The organism is Rhizobium sp. 22-785-1, from assembly GCF_053521965.1.
Map to the genome: position 1 here is coordinate 158,914 of NZ_JBNWDI010000007.1, position 13,054 is coordinate 171,967.

Genomic DNA, 13,054 nt, shown 5'->3' on the forward strand with positions numbered 1-13,054 from the left:
GACGCGTGAAAACAATCCGGTTGCCAGTGGCATCCGGTTCGGTTTCAGTATGGCCCGGCGCGCAAGACACTTGCGGGCAGGGCCTTTACCGGGACTCCGATTGAGAGAACATAAAAACTCCAAAGATCACATCTTTTGCTTAAAAGCTCGACGCGTTACGGTCAAGAAGAGGCGGAGCCTTGCTACCGTGGACAAACTGGCCGGAAGGACCGGCCAAAGCTTTTCACGTTCGCCATTATGGAGGTTGAACTTGGTCGTCATTCGCAATGCGCAGGAACAGGAGGCCTCCCATCTCGCAGCCATCGGTCTGGAGGCATGGCGGGTGGCAAGCTCTGCGCTGGGTCTGACAGCAGTTCTGGAATCCAATGCCCAGGAAGCCTTTGCGGGTTTCACCGAGTCGTCTTGGCACCGTATCCTGGTGGCGGAGAAACACGGTATTGCTGTCGGCTGGTCGGCAAGGGAAAATTCTGGTGACATGATCTCGGATTTTTGGGTTGATCCGCGCCTTCATGGACAAGGGATTGGCGGCGCTCTACTCAAAGCGGTTGAGGAGCAGGTGTTAGCGGCTGGCTTTCCCTCCATAAAGCTCGAAAGCCATGCTGATAATGAGAGAGCAATTTCCTTCTTTCGCAAGCATGCCTACGGCGTCAGCTGGCTGTCGATGAAATATGCGCGCAAGCTCGATCGCGAAGTGCAGACCATCGGCCTTCGCAAGCAACTGAAGGATGTTGAGCTGATGACATATGGCCCCTCATTCTGATGGCGCGCCGCTATCAGAACAGTTGCGTCAGAAACATAAGCGAAGCGACGAGTCCGACTTGAGCGATGACAATGCCTAAAAGCAGGCTGCGAAACGGCTCTTTGCGTGTCTTGTGCCGCAGGAGATCTTGCGCTGTCACCGCTCCGAGACTTCCACCCAGCAAGGCCAGTAGGAGCAACTTGCGTTCACGAATGCGCCGATCGCCTTTTCTGGCAGCTCGCTTGTCCTGCCAGAAGGCGATGAAGACAATGAGGTTGAGCGCGAGATAGGCGATTAGCGCGATAACGATGAATGTCATGACCGCCTCTCTGATCCAAACAGACACGAAGCGCCTCAGAAGTCTTGCACCTCCGGGCCATTTGCTCTACCTCACCACGAATAGAAATTCCGTATCGTATGAGCTTGATATGACCCTTGTAGACGTTCGCACACCCGACCCGAAGCGTTTCATCCCCGGCGCCACTGGCGACTGGGAAATCGTCATCGGCATGGAGGTTCACGCACAGGTTCTGTCCAATTCGAAGTTGTTCTCCGGAGCTTCCACGACCTTCGGCAATGCACCCAATTCCAATGTGTCTCTGGTCGACGCGGCCATGCCGGGCATGTTGCCCGTCATCAATGAAGAGTGCGTGGCGCAGGCGGTACGTACTGGTCTCGGGCTGAAAGCCAAAATCAACAACCGCTCCATCTTCGACCGCAAGAACTACTTCTATCCCGACCTGCCTCAGGGTTATCAGATCTCGCAGTTCAAGGATCCGATCGTCGGCGAGGGTACGATTACAATTTCGCTCGGGCCTGACCGTCAGGGCAATTTCGAGGATATCGAAATCGGCATTGAGCGTCTGCATCTGGAACAGGACGCCGGCAAGTCGATGCATGACCAGCATCCGACGATGTCCTTCGTCGATCTGAACCGTTCAGGCGTTGCCCTGATGGAAATCGTCTCGAAGCCGGACATGCGCTCTTCCGATGAGGCGAAAGCCTATCTGACCAAGCTGCGCTCCATCGTTCGCTATCTCGGTACCTGTGATGGCAACATGGATGAAGGCTCCATGCGCGCTGACGTTAACGTGTCGGTGCGCCGCCCCGGCGAAGGTTTTGGCACGCGCTGCGAAATCAAGAATGTCAACTCCATCCGCTTCGTCGGCCAGGCCATCGAATATGAAGCCCGCCGCCAGATCGCCATTCTGGAAGATGGTGGCGCAATTGACCAGGAAACCCGTCTCTTCGATCCTGGCAAGGGCGAAACGCGCTCCATGCGCTCCAAGGAAGACGCCCATGACTATCGCTACTTCCCCGATCCCGATCTGCTGCCGCTGGAATTCGACGATGCCTTCGTGGAACGCCTGAAGGTCGGTCTGCCGGAACTGCCCGACGACAAGAAGGCACGTTTCGTGGCTGAACTCGGCCTTTCCGTCTATGACGCCTCCATCCTCGTTTCGGAGAAGGCCATTGCGGATTATTATGAGGCCGTCGCGGCGGGCCGCGACCCGAAGGCTGCCGCCAACTGGGTCATCAACGATCTCCTTGGTGCGCTGAACAAGTCCAGCAAGTCCATCGAGGAAACGCCCGTTACGCCGGACCAACTTGGCGGGATCATCGACCTCATCAAGGCGAACACCATCTCTGGCAAGATTGCCAAGGATCTGTTCGAAATCGTCTGGAACGAAGGCGGCAACCCGGCAGACATCGTCGAAAGCCGTGGCATGAAGCAGGTGACCGACACGGGCGCCATCGAAAAGGCCGTGGACGAGATCATCGCTGCTAACCCCGACCAGGTGGAAAAGGTCAAGGCAAAGCCAACGCTTGCCGGTTGGTTCGTTGGCCAGGTGATGAAGGCAACCGGCGGCAAGGCCAACCCGCAGGCCGTACAGGAATTGGTCAAGGCCAAGCTCGGCCTCGAGGAATAAAGTCTCATCGCTTTTCAATAAAAGAGGCGGAAGACAGTCTCCTCCGTCACTCCGATCTCAATCGAGGTTGACGTCGAGATAACATGAGCAACGCCGGGATCGCTCCCGGCTTTTCTTTTTTGATGGGAGTCACAATGGTGTTCTTCATTCGCACCGCAAGCGAGCGCGATATCGAGCCAGTCCGGTCTTTGCTGATGAAGACCTGGCACGCGACCTACGATCCAATCTACGGCACGGACAAGGTCAACGACATGATTGCTCTGTGGCACACGCCGGCGGCCTTGAAGGAGCGCGTGGAGAAAAAGGGCGGCGAGTTTTTGGTGGCAGACGATGGAAAGCGTATAGGCGGCATGGCCTATGCCGTCATGTCCACTAGCATGGCTAAAACCGCGTTGCTCTATCAGCTTTATGTCGATCCGCAGTTCCAGCGTCAGGGGGTGGGGCGGGATCTCTTCGCCGAACTGGAAACCTGCTTTCCCGACGCGGAAATCATGCGCCTTGAGGTCGAACCTAAAAATACTGTCGCAATTGCCTTCTATGAAGGCGTAGGCTTTTCCGAGGTAGATCGAATCGAGCGCATGGCTGGCGTAGAGGGGATGCCCGGAATTGTAATGGAGAAGAGCCTGAGGCGGTAAAACACAATGGACGGTCTGATCATTCGTGAAGCGCGCGAAGAGGACGTTGCAGCAATTGCTGCGATGTTCGCCGCTGACGATGTGGGTGGGCACGGTGATACGGCCGATGACGTGGCCATGCCCGATTATCTCAGGGCTTTCAGGGCGATCGCCATGTCACCGCTTGAGAAGTTGTACGTCGCTGAGTTTGAAGACCGAGTGATCGGTACGTTCCAGACCGTGGTTCTCACCAAGCTTGCCGGGCGCGGCGCCGTATGGATGGTCGTCGAAGGTGTGCAGACCAGGGAGGATATGCGAGGCAGAGGTATCGGTGCGACGATGATCCGGTACTGCATCGCTGAGGCTGAAAAGCTTGGCCTCGCTGGGGTCCAGCTCACCTCCAACATGGCGCGCACCGATGCTCATCGCTTCTACGAGAGGCTTGGTTTCGAGAAGCGCCATTTCGGCTTCCGGCTGAAGCTTAAATAATCGCCGGCACGTTGGAAAAGCTGGACAATCGTTGGTGAGAACGTCATAAGCTTGTGGCCGTGCGAGTGCGAAAGCGACGCATGTGAAAAGCCCGAGGAACGGATAATGAAGACTCTTCTGCTGCAAATCTTCACCTGGTGGAACGGCCAGACGATCGGAACGCGCTTCCATACATGGCGCTTCGGAAAGAAGGTGGGGCAGGATGAGTTTGGCAACACCTACTACGAAGGTGGCACCACCTCCTGGGGCATGCCGCGTCGTTGGGTGATTTACAACGGTTACGCTGAAGCGTCTGCAATTCCGCCCGGCTGGCACGGCTGGATGCATTATCGCACCGACACGCCGCCGAGCAAGGAAAGCTATGTCGCACGCGACTGGCAGAAGCAGCATCAGCCGAACCTGACGGGTTCTGCCCAGGCGTACCGTCCTCAAGGCTCGCTGGCCGTTCCTGGTGAGCGCCCCCGCGTCACCGGCGACTATGATGCCTGGACGCCTGGCGGCTGATTCACTTCGCTTCGTGCTCCTTGCATGTAGGAGCAAAAGGGGCGGGCATTCATCATGGCCGCCACCCGCTTTTGCCACATTCGATCTTTAGGCGTGATGGGCGCTTTGATGAGCGGGCAGTTTTCTGGAGACGGTTTGATATGAGAACATTCACGCGGGATCTATCTTTGCGTGCACTGGCGGTTTCGCTTCTGGCGCTTCTTCCGGCAGTGGGTCTCGTGTCACCGGTGTCTGCGGCCCGCCTTGAAAATAAGGTTGCGGTCTTTTCCGGCATCGACAAGATCACCGGTCGCATTACCTCTTTCGACGTCTACATCAACGAAACGGTTCAGTTCGGCGCGCTGCAGGTCACGCCGAAGGTCTGCTACTCGCGCGACGATACCGAAGCGCAGAAAATCGATTCTTTCGTCGAAGTGGATGAAATCACCCTCGACAGAAAAATCCGCCGCATCTTCACGGGCTGGATGTTTGCCGATAGCCCCGGCCTGAACGCTGTCGAACACCCGATCTACGATGTCTGGCTCACCGGTTGCAAACAGGATTCGGACGTTCCGCCTCCATCGACGGCAAGTAAGTAAAAGAGCCTGATTCGGCGCACACAAGCCTTTCCATGCGTTGCCGATGTCTGGCTTGATGCAGGTGGTGGTTTAACCTGTAGTGCTGGTTTGCGGCGAGTTGAACCGCAATGATCCCGCATGCAAGCGAAACTCTTTATCGCGAAATCAGAATTCCAAATCCGGCTGGTTCACTGCCCGGTCCAGCATCTTTGAGTATTCATCCTTTGGAACGTCGATCGCGCCGAAGGTTTTGAGGTGGTCCGTTGTGAACTGCGTGTCGAGCAGGATGAAGCCACTATTGCGCAATCGCTCCACCAGATGAACCAGGCAGATTTTTGAAGCATTGGTGCGACGGGAGAACATGCTCTCGCCGAAGAAGGCAGCGCCTAGCGACACGCCGTAAAGACCGCCGACCAGTTCATCACCCTGCCACGCCTCCACGCTATGAGCGTGGCCGATCTCATGCAACTCGGTATAGAGCTTGCGGATCGTCTCGTTGATCCAGGTGTTCGGGCGGTCCGGCGCTTCTGCGGCACATCCGGCCATGACGGCGGTGAAAGCAGTGTCGAAGCGAATATCGAAGGGTTTCTTTCGAATGGCTTTTGCGAGACTTTTTGAGACGTGAAAATCGTTCAGCGGGATGATGCCCCTGAGGTCCGGCTCGACCCAGAATAACTCCGGGTCGTCAGCCGCCTCGGCCATCGGGAACAGGCCGATGGAATAGGCGCGCAGCAGCATATCGACGGTGATATCGCGATCTCTGCTGCGCCGACCCATTCCTTAGTGCGCGTCGCCGGCCAGATATTTTTCCAGCCAGTGGATGTCATAATTACCGTTCAGGATATCTTCGTTCTGAAGCAGGTCCTGGAACAGCGGAAGCGTCGTTTTGATGCCATCGACGACGAATTCGTCGAGCGCACGGCGCAGGCGGCGAATGCATTCGTCACGGTCGCGACCATGGACGATCAGCTTGCCGATCATGCTGTCGTAGTAAGGCGGGATCTTGTAGCCTTGATAGGCACCCGAATCCACGCGCACCCCCAGACCGCCGGGTGTGTGGAAGTAAGTGAGCGTCCCGGGCGAAGGCACGAAAGTCCGTGGATCTTCGGCATTGATGCGGCATTCGATGGCGTGACCATGGAATTCGATATCGGCCTGCGTAACCGAAAGACCTTGGCCGGAGGCGACTCTGATCTGTTCCTGCACGAGGTCCATTCCTGTGATCGCTTCCGTGACCGGATGCTCCACCTGAAGACGGGTGTTCATTTCGATGAAATAGAACTCTCCGTTTTCATAGAGGAACTCGATGGTGCCGGCACCACGATATTTGAGCTTGCGCATGGCGTTTGCACAAATTTCGCCGATCTCCATGCGCTGCTCAACGGTGAGAGCAGGGGAGTTGGCTTCTTCAAGAACCTTCTGGTGGCGACGCTGCAGCGAGCAATCGCGCTCGCCAAGATGGACGGCATTGCCTTCGCCATCACCGAAAACCTGAACCTCGATATGGCGCGGTTTTCCGAGGTATTTTTCCATATAGACGGCGTCGTTACCGAAAGCGGCAAGTGCTTCGGAACGGGCTGTGGAAACGGCTTCGTCCAGATCGGCTTCGGTCTTGGCAACTTTCATACCGCGGCCGCCACCACCTGCTGTTGCCTTGATCAGGACAGGAAAGCCGATTGAACGCGCGATTTCCATCGCGTTTTCAGGCTTCACCTCGCCATCGGAACCGGGAACGACAGGAATGCCGAGTTCCTGCGCCGTCTGCTTGGCGGTGATCTTGTCACCCATGATGCGGATATGATCGGCAGTCGGTCCGATGAAGGTGATTCCGTGGGCGTCGAGAATATCGGCAAACTTGGCATTTTCCGAAAGAAAGCCGTAGCCGGGGTGAACCGCGTCCGCGCCGGTGATTTCGCAGGCTGCAACAATCTGATGAATGTTGAGGTAGCTGTCACGCGACGGCGGTGGGCCGATGCACACGCTCTCGTCGGCGAGGCGCACATGCATGGCATCCGCGTCAGCCGTGGAGTGAACGGCAACCGTCGGAATACCGAGTTCCTTGGCGGCGCGAAGCACGCGAAGGGCGATTTCGCCGCGATTGGCAATGAGGATCTTGGATACCATGGGAGCCGCCTTATTCGATGACCACGAGGGCTTCACCATACTCCACGGGCTGCGCGTCATTGACGATGATTTCCGTCACCTTTCCGGACTTGGGCGCCGGAATCTGGTTCATGGTCTTCATCGCTTCGACGATAAGGATGGTCTGGCCTTCCTTGACGGTGGCGCCGACTTCGACGAACGCGCGCGCGCCTGGTGCTGGAGACAGATAGACCGTGCCGACCATCGGGGAGGTTACGGTATTTGCCGGGTTGCGCGCCGGAGCAGCCGGTGCAGCGGAAGCGGCAGGCGCTGCTGCGGGTGCTGCAGGCGCTGCGGCTGGCGCGGGGGCATACTGCGGAGCCGCGGCATAAACGGTTGCAGGCGGTGCGGAGCGCGAAACGCGGATACGCAGGTCGTCCTGCTCGACTTCGATCTCGGAAAGATCGGTGTCGTTGAGAATGTTCGCGAGGTCGCGGATCAGTTCCTTGTCGATACCGTTTTTCTTTTCAGACATGACAAACCCTATTCTGATTGTTTCTTTTTATGCCGTGATGTTCTTCAAGGCGTTGAGCGCCATGATGTAGCCATATGGCCCGAAGCCGCAGACCATGCCTTTTGCAGCGGGCGCTATCATCGATTTGTGGCGGAATTCTTCGCGGGCGTGGATGTTGGAAATGTGAACTTCCACAACGGGAACGGAAATCGCGCGAATGGCATCGTGCAGAGCAATGGATGTATGGCCATACGCACCCGGATTGATGACGACACCTGCAGCGCGTTCGCCCGCCTCGTGCAACAGGTCCACGAGAACGCCTTCATGATTGGACTGATGGCACTCGACGCTGAAGCCAAGCCCTTCACCTGCCGCCATGCAGTCGTTCTCGATATCCTTCAGCGTCTTGCCGCCGTAGATGCCCGGCTCCCGCTTTCCCAACATATTGAGATTGGGGCCGTTCAGGACGAAGATCGTGTTGCTCATTCGCTGTTCCGTCAAAAATCAGCGACACCTATAGACTGCGCGACTGACGAGGAAAAGCCCCCGGAGCTTCGAAAGAGCCCATGGAGTGGGTTAAGCCGCAGTTATTCAGCAGCTTTTTGGGCGTCGTGACTGTGATATCTTCCAACTTAGGAGCAGCTTGCCTTGCCGCAATTGCGCATATTGGCAATCTTTTCCTTCAAAGGTTCGGCGCCGACTGCACCAAACACGGCCTCGTTGCCGATGACATAGGAAGGCGTGCCGGAAATGCCGAGGTTCGTGGCAAGCGTATAGGCTTCCTGGACCTGTGCATCATTCGGATTCTCCGCCATGGATTTGCGGATATCGGCTTCTTTGAGGCCAAGCGAGGTCGCCACTTCGATCGCTTTCGCTTCATTGGCGCGACTGCGGCCGCCGAGAAGCGTGCGTTGGAATTCCGGGTACTTCTTCGGTGCGAGGAGTTTAACCGCGTTGGACACCTTGTGTGCCTCAACCGACTCCGGTCCAAGGATCGGGAACTCCTTCAACACGACACGAACGTTTTTGTCCTCTTTGAGGATCTTGTCCATATCCGCCATGGCGCGTTTGCAGTAACCGCAATTGTAATCGAAGAACTCGACCAGGGTCACGTCGCCGTCGGGATTTCCGATCGCGAGATCGTATTTCGAATCGAAGATGGCTTTGGTGTTGTCGGTCACGGCCTCCGCCGCTTTCGCGTTGCGTGCCGCATATTGTTTCTTCTCCAGCGCATCCTGAACCTCCAGCATGATTTCTGGATTTTCGATCAGATACTCCTTGATGAAGGCACCGATTTCTTTTTTCTGGTCGGCATCCAGCGCATGAGCTGGAAGGCTTGCGCCGAACGTGGAGAGGGCCGTGACACAGGCGAATGCGGCTGATCGGATGGAAAGTGCCATTTCGGTCCTCATTGGGTTTTGTGGTGATTCATGTTGCAGGCAATTACCCTAATTTAATTCAATTGCCATACCGGAAATAAATTGCGTGCGTTGCTCTCGCGTCATTGTGAAGAGCGCAACAATGCGGCAAATCTCCGTCATAGCATATAGAAAGACCATGCCTTTGATCACACTGTCCAAGCGAAGCGCCGTCGAGCCCTTTCACGCCATGGATATTCTAGCGGAGGCCAATCGGCGCAAACAGGCGGGGCGGCCCGTCATTTCCATGGCAGTTGGGCAACCTTCCCATCCTGCGCCGAAGGCTTCGTTGGAGGCTGCCGAGGCTGCTCTCAAACACGGCAGGATCGGTTACACCGACGCGCTTGGATTGCGGGAATTGCGTGAGGCGATCTCCTCGCATTACCGCTTGCGCCATCAGGTCATTGTCGATCCGGCCCGTATCGCAGTAACGACCGGATCGTCCGCGGCGTTCAATCTTGCTTTTCTTGCGCTGTTTGATGCAGGCGACGCGGTAGCGATCGCCAGGCCTGGCTATCCTGCCTATCGCAACATCCTGAAAGCCCTCGGTCTCACCGTGGTTGAAGTGCCGGTCACGGCGGAAACGGGTTACACGTTGACGCCAGCAAGCCTTGAACGGGCTGAGGCCAAGGCAGGCTGCAAGCTCAAGGGCGTGCTCCTTGCAAGTCCCGCCAATCCGACCGGAACAGTCACAAGCAGAGATGCGCTGAAGCGCCTTGCAAGTTATTGCGACGGGCGCAACATCGCCTTCATCTCTGACGAGATCTATCACGGACTGACTTTCGTCGGCGACGAGTCGAGTGCCGTTGAAGTGACCGACAACGCCATCGTCATCAACTCTTTCTCGAAATATTACTGCATGACCGGATGGCGCATCGGTTGGATGGTGCTGCCGGAGACACTGATCCGTCCGGTCGAATGTCTTGCGCAAAGCATGTATATTTCAGCGCCTGAACTGTCGCAACTCGCAGCGATGGCCGCGTTTACTGCGGAGGAAGAGCTCGATATCTACAAGGAAAGCTACCGCACCAATCGCGACTTTCTGATGAGCCGTCTGCCGGAGCTTGGCCTCCCGTTGGCATCCCCCATGGACGGCGCATTCTACGCTTATGTCGATACCAGCCGCTACTCCAATGACAGTATGGAGTTTGCCAGACGCATGCTGTCGGAAATCGACGTCGCGGCCGCACCGGGCCTGGACTTCGATCCACTGGAAGGACATCGTGCCATGCGCTTTTCTTATGCTGGCTCGGTTTCCGATATTGCCGAGGCCGTCGGACGCATTGCAGGGTGGCTGAAACAGGACTGAGATTAAATCGCCGGGGAGAGAGGCTATGACGATGAGCAAGGTAGCGGTAGTGACGGCGGGTGGAAGCGGCATGGGTGCCGCCGTTGCCAGGCGCTTTGCCGAAGATGGCTATGGGGTCGCGATCCTGTCCTCCTCGGGTAAGGGCGAGGCCCTGGCGAGTGAACTCGGCGGTGTCGGTATCACAGGCTCCAACCAGTCGAATGACGATATCCACAAGCTGGTTGATCTCACCCTGGAAAGCTTCGGCCGCATTGATGTTCTGGTCAACAGTGCCGGACACGGTCCGCGCGCACCCATTCTCGATATCACGGATGAGCAGTGGCATACCGGGCTCGACGTCTATCTCATGAACGTCATTCGTCCCACACGCATCATCGCCCCTATCATGGCCGCGCAAAAGAGTGGCGCCATCGTCAATATCTCAACGGCCTGGGCTTTCGAGCCAAGCGATATGTTTCCGACGTCTGCCGTCTTTCGCGCCGGTCTGGCGGCGTATACAAAAATCTTTGCCGATAAATATGCAGCCGACAATGTCCGCATGAACAATGTTCTGCCGGGTTGGATCGACAGCCTTCCAGCGACCGAACAACGCCGAGAGATGGTTCCGATGCAGCGTTACGGCAAAAGCGAGGAGATCGCTGCGACAGTGGCCTTCCTCGCATCTGAAGGCGCCGGCTACATTACCGGGCAGAACCTTAAGGTGGATGGCGGTCTGACCCGCTCCGTATAAGTTTTCTTGATCGCTTGGAACCGATCCATCTCTCGAGCGTTGCATGAGGGCGGGGGAGTGCCTTTTTTTATGTTGGTGCGCATCTCGATGGCGCAGGACACCGAGGGGTCTACCCTTCGATACCTTGGGGAATGGACTTGGTTCACATGACGAGCGATCCCGAGTCTGACGTGTTCGTCTTCTCGGCGTCGGACATGGAGCGGCTGGAGGCTCTGGAAGAACTGCAGATCATCGACACCGGCCCTGAGCCGGTCTTCGATGATATCGTCCAAGTGGCAAGCACAGTTTGCAAAGCACCGGTCGCCCTCATAAGCTTCGTTCAGGAAGAGCGCCAATGGTTCAAGGCGCGTGTTGGTTTTCAGCCCTGCGAAACGCCCATTGATCAGTCTGTCTGCCGCTATTCGCTCGGCTGCGACGATCTTCTTGTTATTACGGACCTGACGAAAGATCCACGCACGGCGAGGAACGCGCTCGTCACCCAGGAGCCGTTCATCCGCTTCTATGCGGGCGCACGCCTCATTCTGTCTGACGGTGTTGCCGTTGGCGCAGTGTGCGTCATCGACCACGTTCCGCGGCCAGAGGGGCTCACCCAAGAGCAGCGCTCCGTGTTGAAAGCGCTCGCCGGCCAAGTCTGTGCGCATCTTGAACTGCGGCGGACCGTGAACAGGCAGCGTGAGGTTATCGAGCGACAGAAGCAGATCAATGAAATGATGCGCGACGGCGTTCGCACCGCACTGACTGCGCAGGAGGCTGGCCATATCGGTACCTTCGAACTCGATATCATAACGGGCAAGATCAAGGTGTCGGCTGAGTTCTGCAGGATCTTCGACGTGCCGCAGACAGGGCAATACCACGCACGCGATTTCGAGCGGATGCTTCACCCCGATGATCGTGGACAGGAATCGTCCGAGAGCACCCGCAAGAATGGAACGGCGGTCATGGCGGTGCAATATCGCATCGTAACGCCGACGCGAGGTATAAGGTGGGTTTCTCGCAAGGCAACCTTTGAGCGGGATGAAGAGGGCAATCCTGTCAAGCTTCTCGGCACTGTCCAGGATATCACCGTTCAAAAGCGCGCCACCGAGCGCATAAAGGTACTGTTGGAACTCGGCGATCGACTGCGTGACCTTACCAATGTCGAAGATATCGCTTTTACGGCTGCCGAGCTCATGGCGCGGGCGCTTGACGCTACGCGGGCGGGTTTTGGCGTTGTCGATCCCGCACAGGAAACGGTGATATTACAACCCGAATGGCGCGCCCCTGGCGTCTCATCGGTCGCAGGAAAACATTATTTTCGCGACTACGGCTCCTATATCGATGACCTGAAGGCAGGTATGAGCGTCGTAATTTCGGATGTGATGACGGATCCGAGAACGACAGACAAGGCAGATGCCTTGATTTCGCTTGGCATTCGTCAGCTCGTTAACGTTCCAATCTTCGATCAGGGCAAATTTGCGCTCGTCGTCTTCGTTCACCATAGCGATCTGTTCGAATGGATGGAGGATGATCTCGCATTTGTCAGGAGTTTTGGTGATCGCATTCAAAGCGCGATTGGTCGCCTCCGTGCGGAGGCGGAGCAAAATCTGCTCAACCGTGAGATTGGCCACCGATTGAAAAACGCTTTTGCCATGGTGCAGGCGCTTGCGAAGCAGACACTAAGGCCTGTCCAAGAGAGAGGAGCCGTTTTGAATTTTGAACAACGGCTTCAGGCCCTCAGTTCAGCTCACGACATTCTCCTCGGCAACAATTGGGCGAGCGCCGATGTGCGCACGGCGCTCATGCGTGTTGTCGATACACTGGGTATGAAGGAGCAGGTCGATATTGAAGGAGAGGATATTTCTGTCAATCCCAAGGGTGCCCTGTCGCTGTCGCTCCTGCTGCATGAACTGACCACCAACGCGGTAAAGTACGGCAGTCTCTCGTCTGTCCAGGGCCGTGTGCTGGTGTCGTGGGAGGTGCAAGGAGACAGGGAAGATGCCGTTTTCCGCTTGATATGGAGGGAAACTGGCGGACCGGCTGTCCTGCAGCCACAATCGAAGGGCTTCGGATCACGCCTTATTTCCATGGGGCTTTTAGGAACCGGCGGTGTATCGACGCGTTACTTAGATCAAGGACTGGAGGTCGAAATGACTGCGTCTCTGGTTCAATTGCAACAGGTATCGTGAAC

At 56.7% G+C, this 13,054-nt stretch carries 15 protein-coding genes; 9 read left to right on the plus strand and 6 right to left on the minus strand.

Features of this window, described 5'->3' with window-relative positions:
- The first annotated feature begins 250 nt into the window (after positions 1–250).
- Positions 251–760: a GNAT family N-acetyltransferase gene (locus tag ACQZ5M_RS15550; RefSeq protein ID WP_296020881.1), complete on the plus strand. Its 510-nt coding sequence runs from the start codon at positions 251–253 to the stop codon at positions 758–760.
- Between the two features lie 13 nt (positions 761–773).
- Here the strand turns inward: ACQZ5M_RS15550 and ACQZ5M_RS15555 are convergent, their stop codons facing one another.
- Positions 774–1,058: a DUF1294 domain-containing protein gene (locus ACQZ5M_RS15555; RefSeq protein ID WP_449080212.1), complete on the minus strand. Its 285-nt coding sequence runs from the start codon at positions 1,056–1,058 to the stop codon at positions 774–776.
- A gap of 109 nt (positions 1,059–1,167) precedes the next feature.
- Between ACQZ5M_RS15555 and gatB the strand changes: the two genes are divergently transcribed.
- From gatB to ACQZ5M_RS15580, 5 genes are all read left to right on the plus strand, one after another.
- Positions 1,168–2,670: an Asp-tRNA(Asn)/Glu-tRNA(Gln) amidotransferase subunit GatB gene (gene gatB, locus ACQZ5M_RS15560; protein WP_449080213.1), complete on the plus strand. Its 1,503-nt coding sequence runs from the start codon at positions 1,168–1,170 to the stop codon at positions 2,668–2,670.
- 137 nt (positions 2,671–2,807) lie between these two features.
- A complete protein-coding gene (locus ACQZ5M_RS15565) occupies positions 2,808–3,305 on the plus strand; it encodes a GNAT family N-acetyltransferase (RefSeq protein WP_296100673.1) in 498 nt (165 codons plus the stop codon).
- Between the two features lie 6 nt (positions 3,306–3,311).
- Positions 3,312–3,773, plus strand: a complete 462-nt coding sequence (locus ACQZ5M_RS15570) for a GNAT family N-acetyltransferase (RefSeq protein WP_449080214.1) — start codon at positions 3,312–3,314, stop codon at positions 3,771–3,773.
- 105 nt (positions 3,774–3,878) lie between these two features.
- Positions 3,879–4,277, plus strand: coding sequence for an NADH:ubiquinone oxidoreductase subunit NDUFA12 (locus tag ACQZ5M_RS15575; RefSeq protein ID WP_296020873.1), 399 nt, complete (start codon positions 3,879–3,881; stop codon positions 4,275–4,277).
- 140 nt (positions 4,278–4,417) lie between these two features.
- Positions 4,418–4,855: a DUF2155 domain-containing protein gene (locus ACQZ5M_RS15580; RefSeq protein WP_296020872.1), complete on the plus strand. Its 438-nt coding sequence runs from the start codon at positions 4,418–4,420 to the stop codon at positions 4,853–4,855.
- A 144-nt stretch (positions 4,856–4,999) separates the two neighbouring features.
- On the opposite strand, the gene aat is transcribed toward ACQZ5M_RS15580, so the two are convergent.
- The 5 genes from aat to ACQZ5M_RS15605 all read right to left on the minus strand — a co-directional run bounded on the left by aat (position 5,000) and on the right by ACQZ5M_RS15605 (position 8,830).
- A complete protein-coding gene (gene aat / locus ACQZ5M_RS15585; RefSeq protein ID WP_449080215.1) occupies positions 5,000–5,611 on the minus strand; it encodes a leucyl/phenylalanyl-tRNA--protein transferase in 612 nt (203 codons plus the stop codon).
- A 3-nt stretch (positions 5,612–5,614) separates the two neighbouring features.
- Positions 5,615–6,958, minus strand: coding sequence for an acetyl-CoA carboxylase biotin carboxylase subunit (gene accC / locus ACQZ5M_RS15590; RefSeq protein ID WP_449080216.1), 1,344 nt, complete (start codon positions 6,956–6,958; stop codon positions 5,615–5,617).
- Positions 6,959–6,968: 10 nt separating this feature from the next.
- Entirely contained in the window at positions 6,969–7,451 is a 483-nt protein-coding gene (accB, locus tag ACQZ5M_RS15595) for an acetyl-CoA carboxylase biotin carboxyl carrier protein (RefSeq protein ID WP_296100628.1), read from the minus strand.
- Positions 7,452–7,478: 27 nt separating this feature from the next.
- The gene (gene aroQ / locus ACQZ5M_RS15600; RefSeq protein WP_296037971.1) at positions 7,479–7,916 is read right to left on the minus strand and encodes a type II 3-dehydroquinate dehydratase; all 438 of its coding nucleotides are present in this window, start codon (positions 7,914–7,916) and stop codon (positions 7,479–7,481) included.
- A gap of 146 nt (positions 7,917–8,062) precedes the next feature.
- Complete coding sequence (locus tag ACQZ5M_RS15605) at positions 8,063–8,830, minus strand: DsbA family protein (RefSeq protein ID WP_449080217.1); 768 nt, start codon at positions 8,828–8,830, stop codon at positions 8,063–8,065.
- 163 nt (positions 8,831–8,993) lie between these two features.
- On the opposite strand from ACQZ5M_RS15605, the gene ACQZ5M_RS15610 reads away from it, so the two are divergent.
- The 3 genes from ACQZ5M_RS15610 (at position 8,994) to ACQZ5M_RS15620 (ending at position 13,052) form a co-directional block, all read left to right on the plus strand.
- Positions 8,994–10,157 carry a pyridoxal phosphate-dependent aminotransferase gene (locus tag ACQZ5M_RS15610; RefSeq protein WP_449080251.1) on the plus strand — a complete coding sequence of 388 codons (1,164 nt, stop codon included), beginning with the start codon at positions 8,994–8,996 and terminating at the stop codon, positions 10,155–10,157.
- A 25-nt stretch (positions 10,158–10,182) separates the two neighbouring features.
- Complete coding sequence (locus tag ACQZ5M_RS15615) at positions 10,183–10,887, plus strand: SDR family oxidoreductase (RefSeq protein WP_449080218.1); 705 nt, start codon at positions 10,183–10,185, stop codon at positions 10,885–10,887.
- A gap of 146 nt (positions 10,888–11,033) precedes the next feature.
- Complete coding sequence (locus ACQZ5M_RS15620; RefSeq protein ID WP_449080219.1) at positions 11,034–13,052, plus strand: GAF domain-containing protein; 2,019 nt, start codon at positions 11,034–11,036, stop codon at positions 13,050–13,052.
- Positions 13,053–13,054 lie beyond the last annotated feature (2 nt).